The 23696-nt window shown below is 35.2% G+C and carries 23 protein-coding genes and 1 tRNA gene; 22 read left to right on the top strand and 2 right to left on the bottom strand.

Annotation, left to right across the window (positions count from 1 at the left end):
- Positions 1–53 precede the first annotated feature (53 nt).
- The 10 genes from AC1RPN_RS04005 to AC1RPN_RS03960 all read left to right on the top strand — a co-directional run bounded on the left by AC1RPN_RS04005 (position 54) and on the right by AC1RPN_RS03960 (position 7575).
- Positions 54–770: a WxL domain-containing protein gene (locus AC1RPN_RS04005; RefSeq protein WP_481761459.1), complete on the top strand. Its 717-nt coding sequence runs from the start codon at positions 54–56 to the stop codon at positions 768–770.
- Between the two features lie 25 nt (positions 771–795).
- Positions 796–1557 carry a WxL domain-containing protein gene (locus tag AC1RPN_RS04000; RefSeq protein WP_481761458.1) on the top strand — a complete coding sequence of 254 codons (762 nt, stop codon included), beginning with the start codon at positions 796–798 and terminating at the stop codon, positions 1555–1557.
- A 58-nt stretch (positions 1558–1615) separates the two neighbouring features.
- Entirely contained in the window at positions 1616–2365 is a 750-nt protein-coding gene (locus AC1RPN_RS03995) for a WxL domain-containing protein (RefSeq protein ID WP_481761457.1), read from the top strand.
- A gap of 66 nt (positions 2366–2431) precedes the next feature.
- Entirely contained in the window at positions 2432–3172 is a 741-nt protein-coding gene (locus AC1RPN_RS03990; protein ID WP_481761456.1) for a WxL domain-containing protein, read from the top strand.
- A gap of 30 nt (positions 3173–3202) precedes the next feature.
- Positions 3203–3790 carry a WxL domain-containing protein gene (locus AC1RPN_RS03985; RefSeq protein ID WP_481761455.1) on the top strand — a complete coding sequence of 196 codons (588 nt, stop codon included), beginning with the start codon at positions 3203–3205 and terminating at the stop codon, positions 3788–3790.
- Between the two features lie 26 nt (positions 3791–3816).
- The gene (locus AC1RPN_RS03980; RefSeq protein ID WP_481761453.1) at positions 3817–4584 is read left to right on the top strand and encodes a WxL domain-containing protein; all 768 of its coding nucleotides are present in this window, start codon (positions 3817–3819) and stop codon (positions 4582–4584) included.
- A gap of 31 nt (positions 4585–4615) precedes the next feature.
- A complete protein-coding gene (locus AC1RPN_RS03975) occupies positions 4616–5707 on the top strand; it encodes a WxLIP family cell surface protein (RefSeq protein WP_481761452.1) in 1092 nt (363 codons plus the stop codon).
- A 22-nt stretch (positions 5708–5729) separates the two neighbouring features.
- On the top strand, positions 5730–6101 hold the full coding sequence (locus AC1RPN_RS03970; protein ID WP_481761451.1) for an LPXTG cell wall anchor domain-containing protein: 372 nt from the start codon (positions 5730–5732) through the stop codon (positions 6099–6101).
- Between the two features lie 314 nt (positions 6102–6415).
- Complete coding sequence (locus tag AC1RPN_RS03965) at positions 6416–6721, top strand: hypothetical protein (protein ID WP_481761450.1); 306 nt, start codon at positions 6416–6418, stop codon at positions 6719–6721.
- A gap of 515 nt (positions 6722–7236) precedes the next feature.
- On the top strand, positions 7237–7575 hold the full coding sequence (locus tag AC1RPN_RS03960) for a hypothetical protein (RefSeq protein ID WP_481761449.1): 339 nt from the start codon (positions 7237–7239) through the stop codon (positions 7573–7575).
- A 293-nt stretch (positions 7576–7868) separates the two neighbouring features.
- Here the strand turns inward: AC1RPN_RS03960 and AC1RPN_RS03955 are convergent.
- Positions 7869–7940: transfer RNA gene (locus AC1RPN_RS03955), tRNA-Arg, on the bottom strand.
- A gap of 67 nt (positions 7941–8007) precedes the next feature.
- Between AC1RPN_RS03955 and rpoN the strand changes: the two genes are divergently transcribed.
- The 11 genes from rpoN (at position 8008) to smpB (ending at position 20683) form a co-directional block, all read left to right on the top strand.
- On the top strand, positions 8008–9345 hold the full coding sequence (rpoN, locus tag AC1RPN_RS03950) for an RNA polymerase factor sigma-54 (protein ID WP_481761448.1): 1338 nt from the start codon (positions 8008–8010) through the stop codon (positions 9343–9345).
- A gap of 229 nt (positions 9346–9574) precedes the next feature.
- Positions 9575–10603 carry a sugar-binding transcriptional regulator gene (locus AC1RPN_RS03945; protein WP_481761447.1) on the top strand — a complete coding sequence of 343 codons (1029 nt, stop codon included), beginning with the start codon at positions 9575–9577 and terminating at the stop codon, positions 10601–10603.
- A gap of 60 nt (positions 10604–10663) precedes the next feature.
- On the top strand, positions 10664–11683 hold the full coding sequence (gene gap, locus AC1RPN_RS03940; RefSeq protein ID WP_409022216.1) for a type I glyceraldehyde-3-phosphate dehydrogenase: 1020 nt from the start codon (positions 10664–10666) through the stop codon (positions 11681–11683).
- Positions 11684–11788: 105 nt separating this feature from the next.
- The gene (locus tag AC1RPN_RS03935; RefSeq protein WP_409022217.1) at positions 11789–12979 is read left to right on the top strand and encodes a phosphoglycerate kinase; all 1191 of its coding nucleotides are present in this window, start codon (positions 11789–11791) and stop codon (positions 12977–12979) included.
- 54 nt (positions 12980–13033) lie between these two features.
- Positions 13034–13789, top strand: coding sequence for a triose-phosphate isomerase (gene tpiA, locus AC1RPN_RS03930; RefSeq protein WP_481761446.1), 756 nt, complete (start codon positions 13034–13036; stop codon positions 13787–13789).
- Between the two features lie 113 nt (positions 13790–13902).
- Positions 13903–15231, top strand: coding sequence for a phosphopyruvate hydratase (gene eno / locus AC1RPN_RS03925; RefSeq protein ID WP_481761445.1), 1329 nt, complete (start codon positions 13903–13905; stop codon positions 15229–15231).
- 161 nt (positions 15232–15392) lie between these two features.
- The gene (locus AC1RPN_RS03920) at positions 15393–15713 is read left to right on the top strand and encodes a bacteriocin immunity family protein (RefSeq protein ID WP_481761444.1); all 321 of its coding nucleotides are present in this window, start codon (positions 15393–15395) and stop codon (positions 15711–15713) included.
- Between the two features lie 134 nt (positions 15714–15847).
- Complete coding sequence (locus AC1RPN_RS03915; RefSeq protein WP_481761443.1) at positions 15848–17395, top strand: ClC family H(+)/Cl(-) exchange transporter; 1548 nt, start codon at positions 15848–15850, stop codon at positions 17393–17395.
- Positions 17396–17482: 87 nt separating this feature from the next.
- Positions 17483–17728 (top strand): preprotein translocase subunit SecG, encoded by a 246-nt coding sequence (secG, locus tag AC1RPN_RS03910; protein ID WP_409022224.1) that lies wholly within the window; start codon positions 17483–17485, stop codon positions 17726–17728.
- A 118-nt stretch (positions 17729–17846) separates the two neighbouring features.
- Positions 17847–20198 carry a ribonuclease R gene (gene rnr / locus AC1RPN_RS03905; RefSeq protein ID WP_481761442.1) on the top strand — a complete coding sequence of 784 codons (2352 nt, stop codon included), beginning with the start codon at positions 17847–17849 and terminating at the stop codon, positions 20196–20198.
- A 17-nt stretch (positions 20199–20215) separates the two neighbouring features.
- Positions 20216–20683, top strand: coding sequence for an SsrA-binding protein SmpB (gene smpB, locus AC1RPN_RS03900; protein ID WP_481761441.1), 468 nt, complete (start codon positions 20216–20218; stop codon positions 20681–20683).
- A 49-nt stretch (positions 20684–20732) separates the two neighbouring features.
- Here the strand turns inward: smpB and AC1RPN_RS03895 are convergent, their stop codons facing one another.
- Entirely contained in the window at positions 20733–22364 is a 1632-nt protein-coding gene (locus AC1RPN_RS03895; protein ID WP_409022227.1) for an ABC-F family ATP-binding cassette domain-containing protein, read from the bottom strand.
- 237 nt (positions 22365–22601) lie between these two features.
- On the opposite strand from AC1RPN_RS03895, the gene AC1RPN_RS03890 reads away from it, so the two are divergent.
- Positions 22602–23678 (top strand): 3D domain-containing protein, encoded by a 1077-nt coding sequence (locus AC1RPN_RS03890; protein WP_481761440.1) that lies wholly within the window; start codon positions 22602–22604, stop codon positions 23676–23678.
- Positions 23679–23696: the final 18 nt, after the last annotated feature.

Below are 23696 nucleotides of genomic sequence, written 5' to 3'. Positions count from 1 at the left end.
GCATTTTGCTAATATTATAAAAACATCAAAATCTGACGAGGGGAGTAGATACGATGATAAAAAGAAAGTTAATTTTGGGAGTTCTTTTAGGTAGTATGGTACCGGCTGGTTTTACCGTAACGCAAGCTTTGGCAAGCGAAACAGTGAATTATCAGTCGCATGCAACTATTGAATTCGTGAAAAATACTGACGGTACACCGCCAGTTGATCCAACAAATCCAACTGATCCGTTAAAACCGGTTAAACCAGTTAATCCTGGAACAGATGGACCATTATCAATTGATTACGTTTCGAACTTACAATTTAGTCAACAACAAATTTCTGGTAAAGACAGTGTTTATTATGCACAACTTGACCAGTTAGTTGATAAAAACGGTAAGGTTGGGGAATATCCAAACTATGTTCAAGTAACGGATAATCGTGGTTCAAACGCAGGCTGGAAACTAACTGTTGCACAGACCAATCCATTTATGAATGGTAAAAATAAATTAGATGGAACGATTATTACGTTAATGAATGGAACAACTAACGGAAGTAGTAATATGAGTCAGCCGACAGCTAGTCAAGCAGCCATCAATCCAGATGGCAAAGCAGTTACTGTGATGACAGCCAAGGTCGACAAAGGTATGGGAACATGGACAGACCGTTTTGGTAAAGATAATACAGCTGCCAAACAAAGTGTGTCATTACTTGTTCCAGCTGAATCAAACAAAGTAGCAGGGGCTTATAAGTCTGAATTAACATGGACTTTGACAGATGCTAACTTATAAAAAAGGTTATATAAAGGGGAAATAAATGATGAAAAATTCAAGTAAATTATTATTAAGTACATTATTAGGCGTAGGTGTGACAGGTGCCATTATGACAACTGCTCATGCATCTGAAACACAAACATATACATCACACGGTAAAATTGAATTGACTAAAAATGATGGTACAACAGATCCTGGTATTACGGATCCAACAGATCCTGGACATACTATTGATCCAACAGATCCTACAAACCCAACAGATCCAGGTACTGGTGGCCCATTATCAATCGATTATGTTTCTAACTTTAACTTTGGTGCTCAAAAGATGTCAGGTAACAACGAAACATATGACTCTCAATTAGTGACAGTTAAAGATGCATCCGGAGCTGATAAAGATCTTGCAAACTTCCTACAAGTTTCAGATAACCGTGGAACAGTAGCAGGTTGGAAACTTACTGTTCAACAAGCAAAAGCATTTACAAGTGAAACAACAAAATCAGAATTAGATGGGACAACAATTACGTTATCTAATCCTGAAGCAACTAATGCTGATAATAACGCATCAAAACCAAAACCAACATTAACAAATAGCGTTGACATTTCAGCTACATCAGGGGACAAAGTTGTTATGCAAGCAAAAGATGGCGCAGGTTCTGGTACATGGTCTGAATCCTTTGGTAACGCAACAACAGATGCTGCTAAAGCCAAAGCTTCTGTTAAATTAGCTATCCCTGGTGATAGTAAAAAAGTTGCAGAAAAATACACATCAGATATTACATGGACACTTACAGACGCTAACTTATAAAATCTAAATTAGTCAATAAAAAATAAAAATGGTTATTAATTAAAAGGGGAAATAAATTATGAAAACAACTAAAATCGTTACAAGCGCAATTATTTTATCAACATTAGGTTTAGCTGCAGCACCTGCAGTACATGCTGCAGATTATACATCAACAGGTAAGGTTGGATTTATGGAAAATACAGATCCAACAACACCCGTTGATCCAACGGATCCAACAGGCCCAGTAGGCCCAACGGATCCAACAGACCCAGATAATCCTCAACCAGGAACACCTGGCCCATTATCAATTGATTACGTTTCTAACTTTGATTTTGGTTCAAAAAATAAGGTTTCTGGAGACGATACAACTTACTACGCTGCACCTGTTAAATTAGCTGATAAAGATGGTAAAGAAGTTACAAGAGCTAACTACCTACAAGTAACAGATAAACGTGGATCAAATAAAGGCTGGAAATTGTCAGTTAAACAAGTAAAACAATTTAACGATAGTAAGACTGATTTAGATGGCGCACAGCTAAGTATGGGAACACAAACTTTAAATTCTAAAAATATTGGCGGAACAACAGATCCAGCTATAGCTAAAGCTACAATTACAACATCAATTGGTGCTGACGTTGCTGTCTTAGATGCTGGTAAGGATCAAGGTATGGGGACTTGGACAGATTCATTTGGTGTCTACGATGCTGATGCTACAAAAGATACAGCAAGTAAAGCTGTCTCATTGAAAGTACCTGGTAATTCAGCTAAAACGGTCGGTTCATCATATACAACAGATTTAACATGGACATTAACAGACGCTGGTTTATAAAATTAAGTCATATCACTTTCTAATAGGCTACAAAAAAATAGGGAATTAAAAAAAGGGGAAATTAAAATGAAAACAACTAAAATCGTAACAAGCGCAATCGTATTAACAACATTAGGTTTAATTGCAGCACCAGCTGTAAATGCAGCAACAGTAGGATCACTTCCAACAAAAGGTAGCGTTGGTTTTACAGATAATACAGATCCAACAGGTCCAGTTGATCCAACAGATCCAACAGATCCAGTTGACCCAACAGACCCTCCAATTAACCCAGGAACAAATGGTCCATTATCATTAGATTATGTTTCAAACTTTGATTTTGGTTCAAAAAATAAAGTTTCTGGTAGTGATACAACTTACTACGCAGCTCCTGTTGAAATAACAGATTCTAAAGGAACAGCAAAAGAAGTAGCTAACTACTTACAAGTAACAGATAACCGTGGATCAAATGCTGGTTGGACAGTTAATGTTAAGCAAGAAGGCGCATTTACTGACGGTACAAAAGAATTAACTGGTGCTCAATTGAGTATGAAAGATCAAACATTTAATTCAACAAATATGGATGCGACAACAACACCATCAATAATTGGTGATAAAGATAATAATAGTGTCGTTGCTCCTACAGTTGGTAGCGATGTTAAGGTTGTTACTGCTACAGACGGTCAAGGAATGGGAACATGGACTGATTCATTTGGTAAAGATGCTAAAGCTAAAGCCGTTTCATTAACAGTACCTGGTAAAACAGCTAAAAATCTTGGAACAATATATACAACAGATTTAACATGGACATTAACAGACGCAAACTTATAAAAATTGGGTTAACAAAAGGGGAAATAAATTATGAAGAAAACAGCAATTGCAACAGCAGCACTTTTAACCGTTACTTTGTTTTCAACAGTAGCACCAGCAGTACATGCTGCTGATGTAACATTACCTTCATCAGGTGATGTCAACTTTGTAGCTGATCCTGCTACTGGAGCTGGAGAAATTAAATTGACAAAGGCACCAAGTGTTGATTTTGGAGATCAAAAAATTAGTGGATCAGATGCAAAATATGATGCAGCTACTATTACAGATTCTATCGTTGTTGATGACAACCGTGGTTCAAATGAAGGTTGGAAATTAACAGTTGCCAACACACAGTTTACCGGCTCAAAAGAATTAGCTGGGGCTAAGTTAACATTGACGCCTGGAACTGTTTCTAATAATAATGGGGCAAGTTATAATGCTACCCAACCAACAGCGGATATGGTTTTAGACGGATCTAGTCAAAGTGTTGCAGTAGTAGATGCAGCTAAAGACATGGGTATGGGTACTAACACGTTACCTGTTACTAAGGCAACCTTAGACGTACCTGGTGCATCAACTAAATTAAAAGAAAAATATACATCAGTAATTACATGGACGTTAAACGACGCACCATTATAGGATGCAGAAAGGGATAGGTTAAAACAATGAGCTTGAAAAAAAACTTACGACTAGTAGTAGCCATTGTCCCCCTCCTTGCAATTTCAATAATGGGAAATTCAGTGGCTGATGCAGCAGTAGCGCCTGATGGAAAAACTGCAACCACAGCGGCTAACTTAACATTACTTGCAAAGTCTGGTCCAGTTGATCCATTAGATCCGACAAAACCAGTACAACCAATTAATCCAGTTACGCCAACTACTGGTGACCTGAGGATAGATTATATTTCTGATTTACATTTTGGTACTCAGAAAATTTCAGGAAATAAAAAATCTTATTATGCTGCTTTTGATAAAGTAGCTGATTTAACAGGACATCGTGATGAAGCTACAGGTGAGTGGGTTATAGATAAGCTCACGGATGCAGATTATAGGGATGTACCTAATTACGTTCAGGTTACAAATAATACGACAGGAAACTGGTCGTTGACGGTTAGTAACACATCATTTAAAAGTGGTGCTAATGAACTTAAGGGTACTGTGCTTACAATAAAAAATGTAGCATCGAAAACAGATAACGGAGATCCTGATGCCGGTTTATTTACCGATAGTATATTATTAAAAGGTGACGGTGCATCATATCAAGTAGTAGATCCAACTGCCAATACTAATCCCACAGGGACCTGGACAATAGCAATGGGTGATGCAACAACAGGTAATAAATCAGCGAGATTGGATGTGCCTGGCCCGGCTGAAAAAGTAGCTGGTGAAACATATACGTCGACATTAAACTGGACATTGACGGCGGCTCCATAAAGTTAATTTGAGAAGAAAGAGGATTTTTACATTGAATAAAAAATTTTTTGGAATCATTATGGCGTTTGTGGCAGGATTAGTTATATTTAGTGGACAAGTTCAAAAAGCGAATGCTGCTGAAATGAACTTTGCTGTTACTGCAAATATTCCAAACAACCAAATTGATAAGCGCCAAACGTATTTTAATTTAAAAATGAAACCGAACCAAAAGCAAGACATTACTGTCACATTAAAAAATTCGACTAACAAAGATGTTACTGTAATGGCTGAAGCAAATACAGCGATTACAAATGATAACGGAGTGGTTGAATACAGTCACGTGAAACCAAAACTTGATAAAACAATGGTAAACCCTCTATCTTCAATCATTAAGTCAGATAAAGAAGTGACAGTACCGGCTAAGAAAAGCATTGAGCATACATTCCATATCACAATGCCCGCTAAGAAATTCAATGGCGAAATTGACGGTGGCTTGTACTTCTATGAAAAAATTAACAAAGATAGTGAAAAAAAATCAAAGAGTAACGTTCAAATTAAAAACCGTTATGCCTTTGTTATTGGGACAACGTTAACTGAAACTGACGATGTTGTTAAGCCTGATATGAAATTACTTAAGATTGAGCCCGGATCAGTTAATTTCCGTAATACATTGAAGGTAAACTTACAAGATCCAACAACAACACCAATCCGTAACCTGAAAGTTGATGGAAAAGTCTATTCAAGAAATGGTGATAAAGCACTACATGCTTCAACCACTTCGAATATGACAATGGCTCCAAATACAAACTTTAATTATGGCATTTTCTGGGATAACCAACCCTTTAAGCCTGGTAAGTACCGTTTAGAAATGACGGCGACTTCTGGGGTACATAAGTGGAAATGGACAGAATATTTCACAATTGATGGCGCAACGGCAGATAAATTGAACGAAAAAGCGGTTGACTTAGAAAAAGATTACACAATGTGGTATATCCTTGCAGGAATCTTCTTGCTATTACTTCTATTGTTGCTCATCTGGTTCTTAGTTCGTCGTCGTAACAAAAAAGATAAAGAAGAAGCTGTCGCAGAAGCAAAACGACAAATTCTAGAAGAATTACAAACTGATAAAAAAGAAGATAAGTAGTCAAAATAGACGAGGTATGGTTATGAGAAAAAAACTAATGAGTGTTTTAATAATTAGTCTTTTGGGGTTATCTTTTAGTTTAGGTGCATTCGGTAATACTGCAGAAGCGGCTAGTTATACTAGTGAGGTTGGAATCGAATTCGTTGGTAAAATGCCAGAGAAAACGAAACCAACCACACCGACAACAAGACCAACAACAACGTCCCCCACGACGCCAACAACTTCACAGGTAACACCGGATGGGAAAACACCTGTCTTAAAAAATGCAGCAAAAGGTCAAACCAGTTTACCTCAGACTAGTGAAATGAAAGAATCAGGACTATCAATGATGGGCCTTGTTCTGTTGCTAGCTATGGGATTAGTTGGCTGGTTTAAAAGAAATTATGCAAAATAATTAAAATTTAATAGTTTAACTAAAAAGAGTTTTTCCTCGTAAAAATACGAGGAAAAACTCTTTTTTTATTGCGATATTTATTAAAGGTTCTATTACAACTGTTGTTGATAAATATATTACAGAGCCCTTAATTTAAGAGGTTGGGTTTTTGCTTAAATATTAAATTAGATTAACGTTATGGTTAAATCACTTTGAAGTAATGTTGAAATTATGATAGCATAAAAATGTTGTTAATGAAAAAATAGATTAAAGTAATAGCATTTAAGGGTAGTTTTATCCCACAGTATATTCACAAAATATTAAAAGGGGATAGTATGGGAAAAATATATATAGAAATATTAGCGACTATCGGGATACAAATAATACCCTTTATATTTATCATAGATGGATATATCCATAGAAATGGTATTGGCTTAAATAATGGTGATGGGTTACTTGTTTTAGGTGTTTTATTATTATTTGGAATGGGTATTATATATACTATTACGTATTTATTAGATGTAATGATTAAAAGGCATAATAAGTACTTAGTACCTAAATTTAAATACTTATTATTAATGTATTGGGTATTTCTAGATGTTATTATAGTAATTTATTTAAGTTTTAGAAATTTCTTTTAGAGTAGGAAAATCAAATTTTTCATCAACATTCGGGAAAAGGTAAATATGTTGAGGTATATAAAATAAAGGAATAGCCATATTATGCTGCGGGTTCATTTAACCCTATTTATATTCATAAAATAACATCATATTAAGGAGCTAAAAATGTTGAAACTTTTAAAAAATTCCAAAGTATTACATTCATTTTTTAATATTATATTTATTATAGAAACTTTTAGTTTATTTCTTGATACTGCATTTTCATTAGGCGGAATGGGAAGTCAACATATAGATCTATTCCTTTCAGTATCAAGTATAATCGTTCTTTTACAATTTTTTATGCTGATTGTCCAATTTAATTATTTCGATAAAATAATAATAGTAATCCTTTCAATGTTTAATATTGTATTAAACGCAATTATGTTGATCATTGAGATTAATAATGATTGTTATCTTCCTACATTAGAATCCTTCCTGGTAGCTATTTTGATTTCACTGTTCTTTATATGTAAATACTATAAATCAGGAGAAACTAAATGATTAGAAAAGTAATCAATTCAAAAATAATAGCAATCAGTTTAAATATAATATTAATGATTCTTGCAATTATAATGATTGTTCATGCTCTTTCAGGTAAATTCTATAGTGAAGATGTATTCATGTTATTAGTAGGGAACATTGAGATAATTATGATTTTATTACAGAATAAATTATGTAAATATCGTGGTATTATAATACTATCAATTTTTAATGTGATTTTAAATGTAACTCTATCAAATTTGGTTTATACAGACCCGTTAGTTTGGGCTTGTTACATTGGGTCAATTATTTCTATCTTCTTTATGATTAAATTCCCAAAAATGACTTCGTATTAAAATGGGTGATTACGGTAAAAAGAGCTAAACAGAAAATCCTATCTCTTAATTGAGGTAGGATTTATTTTTTATGAAACGTAATGGTAACGATTACAATCCAACTATATTAACGATTTTAATTTATTATTGATTGAACTAATTTTTTTCTACTATGTTGCTTATTATATTTTGTAGTGTGGTAAGAACGCCATGGCTATCTTAAGAAACATGATATATAATTAATGTAAGCGAAAACAAAAAACCTTATATCAACATATAAGGTTTTTCAAAAGAAAATATTTTAATTTTAACGATGCGCCATGAGGGAGTCGAACCCTCAGCTCAAGAACCGGAATCTTACGTGCTATCCATTACACCAACGGCGCAGTATAGTTAATAGTTTAGCTGAATTACGTAAAAAAAACAAGTAACGAAAGCGGAGGTTGAGAAATAATGGCTATTGAACAGAAATTTAAGCAACAACAAACGCAAATTCAAAAACTGGCAATGACACCAGAGCTCCAACAATCAATTAAAATGTTGCAATATAATATAGAAGATTTACAAGAATTTGTCACTGAAAAAATGATGGAAAACCCTTTGATTGAAGCTGTTGACGACAATCAGAGAATCCAAGCAGGGGAGTCTCGTTATAAAGTTAATCTAACAACAAATGGTGATACTGATTATATGAATTCAGTCAGTGATGATGAATCACAATCTTTATTGGATTATTTATTGGAACAAATTTATCTAACGATGCGTCAAACACCGCTTAGAAAGGTTGTTCTTTACTTAGTAGATTATATTGAACAGACGGGCTATTTTAATGCTAATTTGGATGATTTAGCAGAAGAATCAGGAATACCACCCATTATGTTATTAGATGCGTTAACCTTGATTCAACGCTTAGATCCGCCCGGTGTTGGTGCACGTAATTTACAAGAAAGTTTAATGTTACAGATTGATTCTGACGATTTAGCGCCTGAATTGGCATATACAGTCATAAAAGATGATTTTGATAACTTTGTCGATCGTAAATGGTCGGACATAGCAAAAAAATATCGTGTTAATCTTTCAGAAATTCAAGAAATATCAGATTTTGTTCGCACATTATCACCTAATCCAGGTGCAGGATTTGGGACAACTAGAATTGGTAAAATCTATCCAGATTTAGTTTTGAAAAAAAGTAATAATGAATTAACATTATTCAAAGTTCGCGGTGCACAGCCTGAAGTTGTTTTTCAACAAAAATATTTTGATGATATGTCAAAAGACCAAGATCCTGAAGTAATCAAATATTTAACTGAAAAGAAACGGGAATATGAATGGCTAGTTCATGGCTTGAAACAACGAGGCGATACCATTTTAAAAGTAGGACAATATATTTTGAAATATCAGGCTGACTTCTTCACTGATAAAACCAAACCAATTAAGCCATTACTTTTACGGGAAGTTGCAGCCGCTTTAGGTGTTCACGAATCAACAATTAGTCGAACCGTTAATGATAAGTACATTGAAACAGAATCTGGTGTTTATGAAATAAAATCATTCTTTGGACAAATCGCAAATAAGAACAAAAAGAATGCTGAAGAGCTATCTTCAAAAACGATTATGACAACTATGCAGACTTTGATTGAATCTGAAGATAAAACGAAACCTTTCTCTGATCAAAAAATAGTTTTACAATTAATGAAACAAAACATCGATATTTCGAGACGAACAGTTGCAAAATATCGTGAAAACCTGAACATTCCATCGTCATCAGCAAGAAAACGCTACAAGGATTAGGAACAATTATGACCTTATCTCATATATCAAACGTCAATTGCTGACATGGCAGATAGTCGTTTGAAGTGCTTGCAAAGTATGAAACAACCTGATATAATTTGTCTTGTAATAAAGGTATGAAGACACTTTGATTAATGCAGAATGTTATCGTGCTTTGTTTTTTTAGAATTAATGGGTCATAATGCGACACTGTGGGACAAATAATGCCCCATAAGAGAGCAGGTGCAGTATGCATCATGAATTAGAGTGGATCGAAGCAATTGCACCAGACATGATTAAAGTTTTAAAACAAAGATATTTTGTTTTAAGACAGATTGAATGGATGATGCCTGTTGGTCGCAGAATGTTGGCAGCAACTTTAAATCTAAGCGAACGCGTTATGAGAACCGAAACAGATTTTCTGCGTAAGCAAGAACTTATCGTCGTTGGTAAGTCAGGAATGACGCTAACGGATAGAGGTATATCAGTACTACATGGCCTTGAAAAAGTGATGGATAATTTAGTTGGTGTTCGACAGGATGAACAAGAGTTGAGTCGAATTTTAGGCATTGAACATTGTTTGATTGTATCAGGCGATTCCGATGAACAACCTAAAGTTTTAGAGTCAATGGGTAAGAGTCTAGCTGCTAAGTTAGCACTCTTATTGCCAGAAGGTAAAAATTTAATTGCGGTAATGGGTGGCACAACGATGGCTCAAGTAGCTGATCAGTTGACAACACGTCTTTCAATTAAGCGCGATTTAACTTTTTTACCAGCCAGAGGTGGTGTTGGTGAATCAGTAGATATACAAGCCAACTCGATTAGTGGTAAGATGGCATTACACACAGGCGGCAAACATAGAGCCTTGTATGTACCTGAACAACTAAGTGAGAAAACGTACGAGCCTCTTCTTGAAGAACCGAGCATTCAAGAAGTTTTGAACTTAATCAAGGAAAGCAATGCTGTAATTCACAGTATTGGAGAAGCAATGCATATGGCTAAGCGTCGTGACATGTCTAGTGGTATAATAGACATGTTGAAAGAGGACAAAGCTGTAGGTGAGGCATTCGGATATTTCTTTGATGCTCAAGGCAAGGTCGTTTATAGGATTCCTCGTATCGGTTTACAAATAGAGGATCTCACGCACATAAAATGTATTTTCGCAGTTGCAGGTGGCCATTCTAAGGCCGAAGCAATTGTGGCATACATGAAACTTGCACCTAAACAGACGTGGTTAATCACGGATGAGGGTGCCGCAAACTCGATTTTAAAAAAGTAGTGTGCAAACACGCTTTTTAAAATAAATAAATCTTCATTTCCTAAAGGAGGAAATTTAAGTATGTCAGTAAAAGTTGGTATTAACGGTTTTGGCCGTATTGGTCGTTTAGCTTTCCGTCGTATTGCTGAAGTTTCAGATAACATCGAAGTTGTAGCAATCAACGATTTAACTTCTCCATCAATGTTGGCTCATTTATTAAAATATGATACAGCCCATGGTAACTTCGACGCAGAAGTTAGCGCAACAGATAATGGTATTGTTGTTAATGGTAAGGAAATTCCTGTATATGCAGAAGCAGATGCATCAAATATTCCTTGGGTTAAAAACAATAATGTTGATATCGTATTAGAATCAACTGGTTTTTACGCATCAGAAGAAAAAGCTTCAGCTCATATTAAAGCTGGCGCAAAACGTGTATTAATCTCAGCTCCTGCTGGTAAAATGCCTACAATCGTTTACGGTGTAAATGATGACATTTTAACTTCAGATACTAAGATTGCTTCTGCTGGTTCATGTACTACTAACTGTTTAGCACCACTTGCTGGCGCTGTTAACGATGCTTTCGGTATCGAAGTTGGTACAATGACAACAGTTCATGCTTACACAGCTACACAAAAATTACAAGATGGTCCTGACCGTGGTGGAAACTTACGTGCTGCACGCGCTGCTGCAGGTAACACAATTCCTCATTCTACTGGTGCTGCTAAAGCTATCGGTATGGTAATCCCTGATCTTGTTGGTAAATTGAATGGCCATGCACAACGTGTCCCAGTTATTACTGGTTCATTGACAGAATTGGTTACAATCTTGAAATCAAAAGATCTTACAGTTGATGAAGTAAATGCTGCTATTAAAGCAAGAACTGAAAACAACGAATCATTTGGTTACAATGCTGACGAAATCGTTTCATCAGATATCATTGGTACAAGTTTTGGTTCAATCTTTGACCCAACACAAACTGAAGTAACTGGTACTGGCGCTAACCAATTGGTTAAAACTGTTGCTTGGTACGATAACGAATCTGGCTTTACAGCACAAATGATTCGTACATTAGAAAAATTTGCTAGCTTAGAAGCATAATCTAGTTAAACTTTTTTAAAACCGCATATAACTATGCTTAGGCGGAGGGACGCAATACTCCCTCTGCCTTTTTATTTAATCAAAATTACACAGGAGGCTATTATAATGGCTAAATTAATCGTTTCAGATTTAGATGTAAATGACAAAAAAGTTTTAATTCGTGTCGATTTTAATGTTCCTATTAAAAACGGTGTGATTGGTAATGATAACCGTATCGTTGCTGCATTACCAACTATCAAATATGTAACTGAAAATGGTGGTAAAGCCATTCTTCTTTCTCATCTTGGTCGTATTAAGACTGAAGAAGACAAAAAAGAATTATCATTACGTCCAGTTGCAGAACGTTTATCTAACTTATTAAACAAACCTGTTACTTTTGTTCCTGCTACACGTGGTCCTCAATTAGAAGACGCAATTGCAGCAATGAAAGACGGCGATGTTTTAGTAATGGAAAACACACGTTTTGAAGATTTAGATGGTAAAAAAGAAAGCAAAAACGATCCTGAATTAGGTAAATACTGGGCTTCACTTGGCGACTTGTTTGTCAATGATGCTTTCGGTACAGCTCATCGTGCACATGCTTCTAACGTTGGAATCTCAAGCAACATGGAACAAGCTGCTGCTGGATTCTTAATGGAAAAAGAAATCAAATTCTTAGGTGAAGCTGTTGACGAACCAAAACGTCCATTTGTTGCTATCTTAGGTGGCGCAAAAGTTTCAGATAAGATTGGTGTTATTTCTCATTTACTTAAAAAAGCTGACAAAGTTATCGTTGGTGGTGGTATGACTTATACTTTCTACGCTGCTAAAGGTATGAAGATTGGTTCATCATTAGTTGAAACAGACAAAATTGATTTAGCTAAACAAATCATTGAAGAAGCTGGCGACAAATTAGTATTACCAGTTGATTCAATCGTTGCTGAAAAATTTGATAACGATGTTGAACACAAAACTGTTGATGGTGACATTCCTGACGGTTACATGGCATTGGATATCGGACCTAAATCTGTTGCAGAATTTAAAGATGTTTTAAAAGATGCTAAAACAGTTGTATGGAACGGACCAATGGGTGTATTCGAAATGAGCAACTATGCTAACGGAACACTTGAAATCGGTAAATTCTTGGGTACTTTATCAGAAGCTACAACAATCGTTGGTGGTGGTGATTCAACTGCTGCTGTTCAACAATTAGGTGTTGCTGATCAATTAACTCATATTTCTACTGGTGGTGGCGCTTCACTTGAATACCTTGAAGGTAAAACTTTACCAGGTATTGCTGCTATTACAACAAAATAATTTTTAATTAAATTGTCGTAAGAAACCGTCTATTAACGAAAGGAAGTTATTATTTTGCGTAAACCAATTATTGCTGGTAACTGGAAAATGAACAAAGGCCCTAAAGAAACTGCTGAATTCGTAGCAGGTCTTAAAGGTAAATTACCAAAGTTTGACGATGTTGAATCTGTTATTGCTGCTCCTGCAGTAGATTTACAAACATTACTTGATGCTGCTAAAGGTACTGACTTAAAAGTTGCTGCTGAAAATGCATACTTTGAAGATGAAGGTGCTTTTACTGGTGAAACTTCACCAAAAGTTCTTTCTGAAATGGGTGTTGACTATGTTGTTATTGGTCATTCAGAACGTCGCGAATACTTCGGCGAAAATGATGACGATATTAACAAAAAAGCACATGCTGTTTTCAATAATGGTATGGTTCCTATTATCTGCTGTGGTGAAACGTTAGAACAACGTCAAGCCGGCGAAGCAGAATCATGGGTTGCTGGACAAGTTTCTGCTGCATTAAGAGGCTTATCTGTTGAACAAGTTAATCTTGCAGTTATTGCATACGAACCAATCTGGGCTATCGGTACTGGTGAAACAGCTACTTCTGACCAAGCACAAGAAATCTGTGCAGTAATTCGTAAAACAGTTGCTGATTTGTATGACCAAACAGTTGCTGATAAAGTTCGTATCCAATACGGTGGTTCAGTTAAACCTGGTAACGTCGTAGAATTAATGGGTAAAGACGATATTGATGGTGGTTTAGTTGGTGGCGCAAGTATGGAAACTGCTTCATACTTAGACCTTGTTAACTTCAAAGCATAATTCGTATTTTAGCTGTTAAAAAGATTGAAAATGAATCAATAAACTATTAAAATAATGGTAAGGGTGTTATTGTATCCCCGCCAAAAAACGTTTTTAAAGGAGAGTACAAATTTATGTCAATGATTACAGATATTTATGCACGCGAAGTTCTAGATTCACGCGGTAACCCAACTGTTGAAGTTGAAGTTTACACAGAAGACGGCGCAATGGGCCGCGGAATTGTTCCTTCAGGTGCTTCAACTGGTGAACATGAAGCCGTTGAATTACGTGATGGCGACAAATCTCGTTACATGGGCTTAGGCGTTACTAAAGCTGTTGACAACGTAAACAACATTATCGTTAAAGAAATTGTTGGATATGATGTTACTGATCAAGTTGGTATTGATAAAGCTATGATCGCATTAGATGGTACACCAAACAAAGGTAAATTGGGCGCTAACGCTATTTTAGGTGTTTCAATTGCTGCTGCTCGTGCTGCTGCTGATGAATTAGAAGTTCCTTTATACAGTTACTTAGGCGGATTTAACGCACATGTCCTTCCAACTCCTATGATGAACGTTATCAATGGTGGATCACATGCTAACAACAGTGTTGATTTCCAAGAATTCATGATCATGCCTGTTGGCGCACCTTCTATCAAAGAAGCTGTACGTATGGGTTCAGAAACATTCCATAACTTACAAAAGATTTTAGCTGAAAAAGGCTACTCTACTGCTGTTGGTGATGAAGGTGGTTTCGCTCCTGATCTTAAGAACAATGAAGAACCATTTGAAATCTTAATCGAAGCAATCGAACGTGCCGGTTACAAACCTGGTAAAGATATTGCTATCGCATTTGATGCTGCTTCATCAGAATTCTACAATGCTGAAACTGGCAAATATAGATTACAATATGAAGGCGAAAATGGCCAAGATTATACTTCTGAAGAAATGGTTGAATTCCTTGAAGCAATCGTTGACAAATACCCAGTTATCTCAATTGAAGATGGCTTGGATGAAAACGATTGGGAAGGCTGGAAGATGATGACAGCTAAATTGGGCAACAAAGTTCAATTAGTTGGGGATGATTTATTTGTTACAAACACTGACTACCTTAAAAAAGGTATCGAAATGGGCGTTTCAAACTCAATCCTTATCAAAGTTAACCAAATCGGTACACTTACAGAAACAATGGAAGCTATCGAAATGGCTAAAGAAGCTGGTTATACAGCTATCGTTTCTCATCGTTCAGGTGAAACTGAAGATACAACTATCGCTGACTTAGTTGTTGCAACTAATGCTGGCCAAATCAAGACTGGTTCATTGAGCCGTGTTGATCGTATCGCTAAGTACAACCAATTAATGAGAATTGAAGATAACTTAGAAGAAACATCAGAATACAAAGGTATCCACTCATTCTACAACTTGAGTTCAGATGCTCGCGATACAATCGTTAACAAATAATTCTTTATGAATTAAGCGTTTCTGATTGAAAGAAGGTCCTACCTAATTTGATTTTAGGTGGGACCTTTTTTGTATTATAATAGGACGCACTATATTGAAAGGTAAAACTTATTGTTGTATAATTTAGATGTTGGAAATTATAGTTAGGAATGTGAGCGTGTATGAAAAAATCAGAGCGTATTACAATACAAGATGATCTAACATCAAAAGTTTATGATCTTATTTTAAACGAAGAAACGACAAATGAGGAACGTCTCTTATTAGTTGATTTTAAAAATAAAGTTGAGCGTGGGCAGTACTTCGAGAAGGCAGTCGCTGATTTAGCGGAGTCGTTGCGCTTATTGGCTGTAAGTAATTTAAAAAATAAAATAAAGTTAAGTGCTGACGTTGGTCGATTTTATATGGAAATTTCGACAACCGGTTTATTTAAAAAAAATTTAGGCTGGGGACTTATAGCTATGAGTATGATTTATCATCCTTAAGTGATCATTAGATTATGCTAGTTTTTAAGAAGAGTTATTCAATAGTTGAATAATTCTTTTTTTGTTACTAATGAGTTCAGCAAATAATTGGATTTTAGCATATACTAATAGAATGAAGAGGTGTGTATGGTTTTATGACAAAACAAGGTATCAAAGAGCGATTGAATTTAACTAATCTCATATTTATTTTAAGAGGGCTATTAATTGGGCTCGTTACAGGTATCGTTGTAAGTCTATTTAGGTTAGCTATTATTTATGTGCTTAAAGTCTTTATCTATTTTTACCAGGCAATTAATCAGAATATGTGGTTACTGTTTCCAATGATTCTTTTGAGTCTAGCTATGGTACTAGGTATTGGAACACTAATGAAGCAAGAGCCAAATATTATGGGATCCGGTATTCCGCAAGTAGAGGGCCAGCTTGCTGGTAATCTTGAAATGCGTTGGTGGTCAGTTTTATGGCGAAAATTTATCGGTGGTGTTTTAGGCATTGGATCAGGGCTATTCCTCGGCCGTGAAGGCCCATCTATTCAACTAGGTGCAGCAGTCGGACAAGGATTCGCAGAGATGACTAAACATACTGAATCGGAACGCCGCATTCTGATTGCAGGTGGTGGCGCTGCAGGTCTATCCGCAGCTTTTAATGCACCAATTGCGAGTACGCTTTTTATATTAGAGGAAGTGTATCATAATTTTTCACCGTTGATTTGGACAACAGCATTAGCTAGTTCAATTTCAGCCAATTATATTTCATTGCATTTTTTCGGTCTAAAACCGGCGCTACAAATGATGGATATTCAGACCTTATCATTGTTACAATACTGGCATTTGATTGCTTTAGGGCTTATTTTGGGCCTCCTAGGCTATCTGTATCAAAACGTATTACTTAAATCGACTGATTTATATAATATTCTACATAAAATTCCGATTTTTTATCGCTCAATTGTCCCTTTTATTTTAGTTATTCCGATTGGATTATACTTACCACAAACTTTAGGTGGCGGTAATGAGATTATTTTAAGTCTAGTTCAAAGTAAATCATTGACCGTTTTATTGGGACTCTTTCTTTTAAGATTTATCTTTTCAATGATATCCTATGGTTCTGGATTACCAGGTGGTATTTTTCTGCCTATTCTAACATTAGGCGCTATTATTGGCGCTGGGTATGCAACTGTTATGATAATGTTAGGGTTGTTACCAGCTAAATATATAACTGATTTTATTATTTTTGGAATGGCCGGGTACTTTGCTGGAATTGGTAAAGCACCTTTTACAGCTATTTTATTAGTTACGGAAATGGTGGGTAGTTTACATCACTTAATGCCACTAGCCATTATTTCATTAGTTTCATTTTTAGTTATTGATATTTTAGGCGGCGCACCTATCTACGATTCTTTACTTAAAAAATTAATTGGTCAAAATGAAATTGATTTGGGCGGTAAAAAGGACCGACTTGAGACGCCTATTTTTGCTGGATCAAATTTAGAAAATAAAAAAGTTTCAGAAGTAGTTTGGCCTGAAAATAGCTTATTAATCACGGTTAGACGTGGTGAAAAGCAATTAATTCCACATGGTGTGACGGTTTTAAAAGCAGGAGATACATTAGTTCTTTTGACTGAGCACCAAAATCGACCTAAACTTAAGACAGAAATGGATACATTATCCGGATTTGAATCACTTTAATAAAATAATAACGGTGGAAAATTAATGCAAACTGTGCTAAATTAGTATAGATATAGATTACGTAATTGGGTTAAGGAGGTAAATGATTTGACTAACATACTAACAATTTTAATTATCATCGTTTCAGTCTTAATGATTATCGCTGTTATGATGCAACCTGCAAAAACAAATAACGCTTCAGGTGCTTTATCTGGTGGCGGTGGTGGTGCTGACGATTTATTTAGCAAACAAAAACCACGTGGATTCGAAGCATTTATGCAAAAAGTAACCTTTGTCTTGGGCGTTTTATTTTTCTGTCTAGCTCTAGGACTTGTCTATTTGGCCTCAAAATAATAATAAAGAAAGCCTCCTGTGCAAACAATTGTTGCAGCAGGAGGCTTTTATTTAGAAATAAAATAAAATTAATAATAAATAAATGTAACGCAAATACGAATATGAAAACGAGGTATACATGGATAAAAAGATGCAAGAACTTATATTAAAAGAACTAAAAATTAAAGAAAATGAATCTTTCAGTGTTGAAGAATTAACAGCTGCCCTTAAATTAGAAGGCCAGGATGCGTTCAAAGAACTTGTTAAAACACTTGCTGAAATGGAACGTAAACGTGAAGTGAAAATTACATCAGAAGGCAAATTTCAAATTGCACTTCAAACACCACAATTAGTGGGTATTTTTCATGCAAATGATCGTGGATTTGGATTCGTTACGATTGATCCAGAACAACCTGATGTTTTCGTTAATCCAACACAAACAATGTCTGCCTTAAATGGTGATAGTGTTGAGATTGAGATTACAAGTGCTGCTAAACCTGGGGATGACCGTGGTCCTGAAGGTAAAGTTAATAAAATTGTTGAACATAATGTAACATCAATTGTTGGTGAATTTGAAGTTGAACCATCTGACCTTGAAAATTCAGGAATAATTGGCCATTTAGTTGTTAAAAACAAGAAATTACAACGTTATAACTTATTGGTAACAGGGGTTGGTTTACATCCAGTTGCCGGAGAAGTTATTACAGCTGATATTACTGCTTACCCAACAAGTGAAAAACCATTAGTTATTGAAACATTGGTTAAAGAAGTTGTGGGTAACAAAGACGATCCAGGTATGGATATTTTACAAGTTGTTTATCAACATGATATTCCTAGTGAATTTCCTGAAGATGTTATGGCTCAAGCTGAAGCAACTCCAGAAGTTGTGCTACCAGAAGAAAAAATTGGCCGTGTTGATTTAACGGACCAAACATTGGTAACAATTGATAGTATTGATTCTAAGGATTTAGATGATGCTGTTACTGCCTGGAAACTTGATAACGGGAACTACCATTTAGGTGTGCATATTGCTGATGTTTCGCATTATGTCCAACCAGGCACACCACTTGATCGTGAAGCATACGAACGTGGAACGAGTGTTTATTTAACTGACCGTGTTATTCCAATGTTGCCTCACAAATTATCAAATGGTATTTGTTCATTGAATCCAAAAGTTGAACGCCTTGCTATGAGTTGTGAAATGGAAATTACACCAGAAGGTTATGTTGTTAACCACAAAATCTTCCAAAGTGTGATTAAAACGACAGAACGTATGACTTACAAAGCCATTAACAAGATTCTTGAATCAGATGATGCAAAGACGAAAGCTAAATATGAAGAATTGGTCCCAATGTTTGAAACAATGGGCGAATTACACAAAATTCTTGAAAAAATGCGTAAAAAACGTGGTGCAATTAGTTTTGATGATAATGAATCTAAGATTATCGTTGATGAAGCGGGTCACCCAATTGATATTCAAATTAGAACTCGTGGAACAAGTGAACGTTTAGTTGAATCATTTATGTTAGCTGCAAATGAAACTGTTGCAGCTCATTACGATAAATTAAAAGTACCTTTTGTTTACCGTGTGCATGAAACACCTAAGAATGAAAAAGTAATGCGTTTCTTCGAAACTTTAACCAGTTTTGGTATCGTTGTTAAAGGTGATAGTAAGAATGTAACACCTAAAATGTTACAAGGTGTTTTAAAAGAAGTAGCTGGTAAACCTGAAGAATCAATGGTTTCTGTTATGTTACTTAGAAGTATGCAACAAGCTAAATATACTGATGAATCATTAGGTCACTTTGGTTTAGCTGCTACTGATTATACGCATTTTACGTCACCAATTAGACGTTACCCTGATTTGATGGTTCATCGTTTAATTCGTTTCTACGAAGAAAATGGTATTGGGGACACTCAAAAAGAAAAATATGCTGAACAATTACCTGAACTTACAACACATACATCACAAATGGAACGTCGCGCAATTGATGCCGAACGTGATACTGACGCAATGAAAAAAGCTGAATACATGGCTGATCATGTTGGTGAAACCTTTGAAGGTGTTGTTAGCTCAGTTATGAAGTTTGGTGTCTTCGTTTCATTACCAAATACTGTTGAAGGTCTTGTTCATATTAGTAATATGAAGGATGACTATTATGAATATTTAGATATGCATATGGCATTAGTAGGTAAGAGAACCAAGAGAACTTTCAGAATTGGTCAACCAATCGAAGTAAAAGTTGCTAAAGTTGATATTGAGCAAAGTGCGATTGATTTTGAAATTGTTAATCCACAAAACACACCAACTTCTGATTTACGAGGTAAAGGTGGAAACTTCAAACGTCCAGGTAATGGTCGTCCAGGAGACAAGAAACCTTATAACCGTAATGGTAAACCAGCTGCTGGAAATAGTAATGGAAAGAAACCATTCTACAAATCAGCTAATAAAAACACAGCACCAAGAAAAAATAATACACGTCAAAAATAATATCGGGGGGATTAAGATTGCGAAAAGAAAAGTCATCTTTTGATAAACCCTTAGCCCAGAATAAAAAAGCAAGACACAGTTATAACATTGAAGATACGGTTGAGGCTGGTGTCGTTTTAACAGGTACTGAGATTAAATCCGTTCGAAATAGTCGTATTAATCTAAAAGATGGATTTGCGCAAATTAGAAATGGTGAAGCTTGGCTGATGAATGTTCATATTTCAACGTATGATCAAGGAAATCAATTCAATCATGATCCACTTCGAAATCGTAAATTATTATTGCATAGAAAACAAATAGCTCAATTTGATGAAGCAACTAAAAATAAGGGTGTTACAATTGTCCCTTTGAAAGTGTACATTAAAAACGGCTTTGCAAAAGTACTAATCGGTGTTGCAAAAGGGAAGAATGATTACGATAAACGTGAAACAATTAAACGTCGAGATCAGGAACGCCAAATTCAACGCGTACTTAAAAATTACTAATAAAAAAGGAAGCAACCAATTTTGAAATTGGTTGCTTCCTTTTTAGTTATTAAGCTTGTTTGTAAAGACCAGCAATTTGATCTTGAACATCTTTATTTTCTAAGAATTCATCATAAGTAGTATCTGCTCGATCAACAAGACCGTTTGGTGTTACTTCGATGATACGGTTAGCGATTGTTTGAATGAACTCACGATCATGAGAGCCGAATAATAGAGCACTCTTATAATTTGAAAGACCTTCATTCAATGAAGTAATTGATTCCAAATCTAAATGGTTAGTAGGATCATCAAGTAAAAGAACGTTGTTTCTTGTTAACATCATTTTTGATAACATACAACGAACTTTTTCTCCACCGGATAAGACGCCAACTTCTTTATCGACTTCTTCACCAGAAAATAACATACGACCTAAGAATCCACGCAAGAAAGTGTTATCACTTTCTGCTTTAGAAGCAAATTGACGTAACCAATCGATAATTGTTAAATGTTCATCAGCGAATTGGTCGTTATTATCTTTAGCAAGGTAAGCTTGTGATGTTGTTACACCCCATTGAACTGTACCTGTATCTGGTTCTAATTCACCAGAAAGAATTCTAATTAATGTTGTAACAGCAATATCAGTTTCACTTGTAAAGGCTGTTTTATCATCTTTGCCTAAACTAAATGAGATATTATCTAAAACTTTTACGCCATCAATTGTTTTTGAAACGCCACTAACTGATAATAAATCATTACCAATTTCACGGTCGATTTCAAAGTTAATGAATGGGTAGCGACGTGATGAAGGTTGAATATCATCAAGTGTGATTTTTTCAAGCATTTTCTTACGAGAAGTTGCTTGTTTAGATTTAGAAGCGTTAGCACTGAATCGTGCAACGAAATCTTGTAATTCTTTGATTTTAGCTTCTTTTTTATCGTTAGAATCATTTGCAAGTTTTGAAGCTAAGGCACTTGATTCCATCCAGAAGTCGTAATTACCAACGAATAATTTGATTTTACCAAAATCAACATCACACATGTGGGTGCAGACATTATTTAAGAAATGTCTATCATGAGAAACAACAATAACGGTATTTGAGAAGTTAATTAAGAAATCTTCTAACCAGTTAATTGATTTGATGTCTAACCCATTAGTAGGTTCATCAAGTAAGAGAACATCAGGATTACCAAAAAGTGCTTGTGCAAGCAAAATCTTAACTTTTTGACTTTCTGTTAGTTCGCTCATCTTTTTATTTTGCATATCTTCAGCGAAGCCTAAGCCTTGTAAAAGAGTTGAAGCTTCTGATTCAGCTTCCCAACCATTCATTTCAGCAAAGTCAGATTCTAGTTCAGCAACTTTGATACCATCTTCATCAGAAAAATCAGCTTTTGCATAAATAGCATCTTTTGCTTCCATAACAGCATAGAGTTCTTTGTAACCCATAATGACTGTTTCAAGAACAGTATATTCTTCGAAGCCATAATGATTTTGTTGTAGCATTGTCATACGTTCATTTGGATCTAATGAAATTTTACCTGTACTTGGTGTTATTTCACCAGATAAAATCTTTAAAAATGTTGATTTACCAGCGCCATTAGCACCGATTAGTCCGTAACAATTACCAGGCGTGAATTTTAAATTAACGTCATCGTATAACTTACGGTCTGAAAAACTTAAACTTACATTACTTACAGTTATCATTTAATACCCTCACTATTCGTTTGTATAATCTACATATCATAGCATATTTCAGGCTCAAAATGAAACGGTTTTGAAAATGAACTCAAATAAAATGATTATTTCTGAAAATGAGGGTACGTTAGTCATAGAGTTGTAATATGAGTGATGTTTTGTAATATGCCTGACACATGTCTGACTTGTCGGTTCGATATACTCTAGAAATGGGTAATAAAGTTATTTACAAAAAGGAGTATTATTTTGAAAATTAGAAATATTATTGGTTTTACGGCAGTTATACTTTGCTTATTAGGTGGTTCGGTTTCTGTTAGTGCAACATCTATCAGTGATTTAAAAAAACAAGAATCAGCTGCACAAGAGAAAGTAACAACTGCTAATTCAAAAATTTCAAAGTCATTAACGAGTATTAATGATGAGTATGCAAAAATTGATAAATTAAATCAAGAAATTTCTGATAAAGAAAAGAAAATTGGTTCACAAGATAAATCAATTGGTAATGAACAAAAACAATTAGATACACGTATTGAAAATGCTAAAGATAGATTAAGAAGTCTACAAGTTAATGATTCAAGTAGTAAAATGGTAACGGCTATTCTTGAAGCAAAGAATGCTGGTGATTTTATTAGCCGTGTTTACGCAGTTTCTGTTTTACAATCTGCTGATAACAAAACGATGAAAGATGTTGCGTCTAATATCAAAACCATGGAAGATGCTAAAGCGCATTTGGAATCTGAACAAAAATCATTGAAATTAAAACAATCTGAAACAAAACAAGAAACAAAAGAAATGAATAAACAATTAGCAGCGTTAAAAGATACTTTAGGTGACGCAAAGAAAGATTTAGCCAAAGTAACAAAGGCTAAAGATGCTGAGTTATCAAAAAAAGCAAGAGAAGCAAAGGCTAAAGCTGATGCTAAGGCAGCAGCAGCTGCTAAAAAAGAAGCAGCTAAAAAGGCTGAAAGTGATGATTCATCAGATAAAAAAGGAAGTACTGACCAAAAAGCAAGCAACGATACTTCTGGCAAATCAACTAAGAAAACGTTACAAATGGTCGCAACGGCTTATTCAACAAATGCACCAGGGATGGGAACTCATGGATCATATGGGTTAAGTTTGTTAACTAATCCACAACAAATTGCTGTGGATCCTTCAGTTATTCCGCTAGGAACTGTTGTCTGGGTATCTGGTTATGGTGTTGCGATTGCTGGCGATACAGGTTCAGCAATTAAAGGAAACCGAATTGATGTGCATTTTATCTCAAATGCAAGATGTTACACATGGGGTAAAAAGACAGTTACTGTAAAAGTTTTAGAATAAAGATATGAAAAAAGGTCT

The sequence above is a fragment of the Dellaglioa sp. CoH-57-MRSF-20 genome (genome assembly GCF_056781955.1).
Note: the sequence above shows the minus strand (reverse complement) of the source record. Positions and strands in the feature narration are given on the sequence as shown.

What these genes read in the sequence shown, in the direction of transcription:
- AC1RPN_RS04005 (WP_481761459.1), top strand. Translation starts at nt 54, where the DNA reads ATGATAAAAAGAAAGTTAATTTTGGGAGTTCTTTTAGGTAGTATGGTA.
- AC1RPN_RS04000 (WP_481761458.1), top strand. Translation starts at nt 796, where the DNA reads ATGATGAAAAATTCAAGTAAATTATTATTAAGTACATTATTAGGCGTA.
- AC1RPN_RS03995 (WP_481761457.1), top strand. Translation starts at nt 1,616, where the DNA reads ATGAAAACAACTAAAATCGTTACAAGCGCAATTATTTTATCAACATTA.
- AC1RPN_RS03990 (WP_481761456.1), top strand. Translation starts at nt 2,432, where the DNA reads ATGAAAACAACTAAAATCGTAACAAGCGCAATCGTATTAACAACATTA.
- AC1RPN_RS03985 (WP_481761455.1), top strand. Translation starts at nt 3,203, where the DNA reads ATGAAGAAAACAGCAATTGCAACAGCAGCACTTTTAACCGTTACTTTG.
- AC1RPN_RS03980 (WP_481761453.1), top strand. Translation starts at nt 3,817, where the DNA reads ATGAGCTTGAAAAAAAACTTACGACTAGTAGTAGCCATTGTCCCCCTC.
- AC1RPN_RS03970 (WP_481761451.1), top strand. Translation starts at nt 5,730, where the DNA reads ATGAGAAAAAAACTAATGAGTGTTTTAATAATTAGTCTTTTGGGGTTA.
- AC1RPN_RS03965 (WP_481761450.1), top strand. Translation starts at nt 6,416, where the DNA reads ATGGGAAAAATATATATAGAAATATTAGCGACTATCGGGATACAAATA.
- AC1RPN_RS03960 (WP_481761449.1), top strand. Translation starts at nt 7,237, where the DNA reads ATGATTAGAAAAGTAATCAATTCAAAAATAATAGCAATCAGTTTAAAT.
- rpoN (WP_481761448.1), top strand. Translation starts at nt 8,008, where the DNA reads ATGGCTATTGAACAGAAATTTAAGCAACAACAAACGCAAATTCAAAAA.
- AC1RPN_RS03945 (WP_481761447.1), top strand. Translation starts at nt 9,575, where the DNA reads ATGCATCATGAATTAGAGTGGATCGAAGCAATTGCACCAGACATGATT.
- gap (WP_409022216.1), top strand. Translation starts at nt 10,664, where the DNA reads ATGTCAGTAAAAGTTGGTATTAACGGTTTTGGCCGTATTGGTCGTTTA.
- AC1RPN_RS03935 (WP_409022217.1), top strand. Translation starts at nt 11,789, where the DNA reads ATGGCTAAATTAATCGTTTCAGATTTAGATGTAAATGACAAAAAAGTT.
- eno (WP_481761445.1), top strand. Translation starts at nt 13,903, where the DNA reads ATGTCAATGATTACAGATATTTATGCACGCGAAGTTCTAGATTCACGC.
- AC1RPN_RS03920 (WP_481761444.1), top strand. Translation starts at nt 15,393, where the DNA reads ATGAAAAAATCAGAGCGTATTACAATACAAGATGATCTAACATCAAAA.
- AC1RPN_RS03915 (WP_481761443.1), top strand. Translation starts at nt 15,848, where the DNA reads ATGACAAAACAAGGTATCAAAGAGCGATTGAATTTAACTAATCTCATA.
- rnr (WP_481761442.1), top strand. Translation starts at nt 17,847, where the DNA reads ATGGATAAAAAGATGCAAGAACTTATATTAAAAGAACTAAAAATTAAA.
- AC1RPN_RS03895 (WP_409022227.1), bottom strand. Translation starts at nt 22,364, where the DNA reads ATGATAACTGTAAGTAATGTAAGTTTAAGTTTTTCAGACCGTAAGTTA.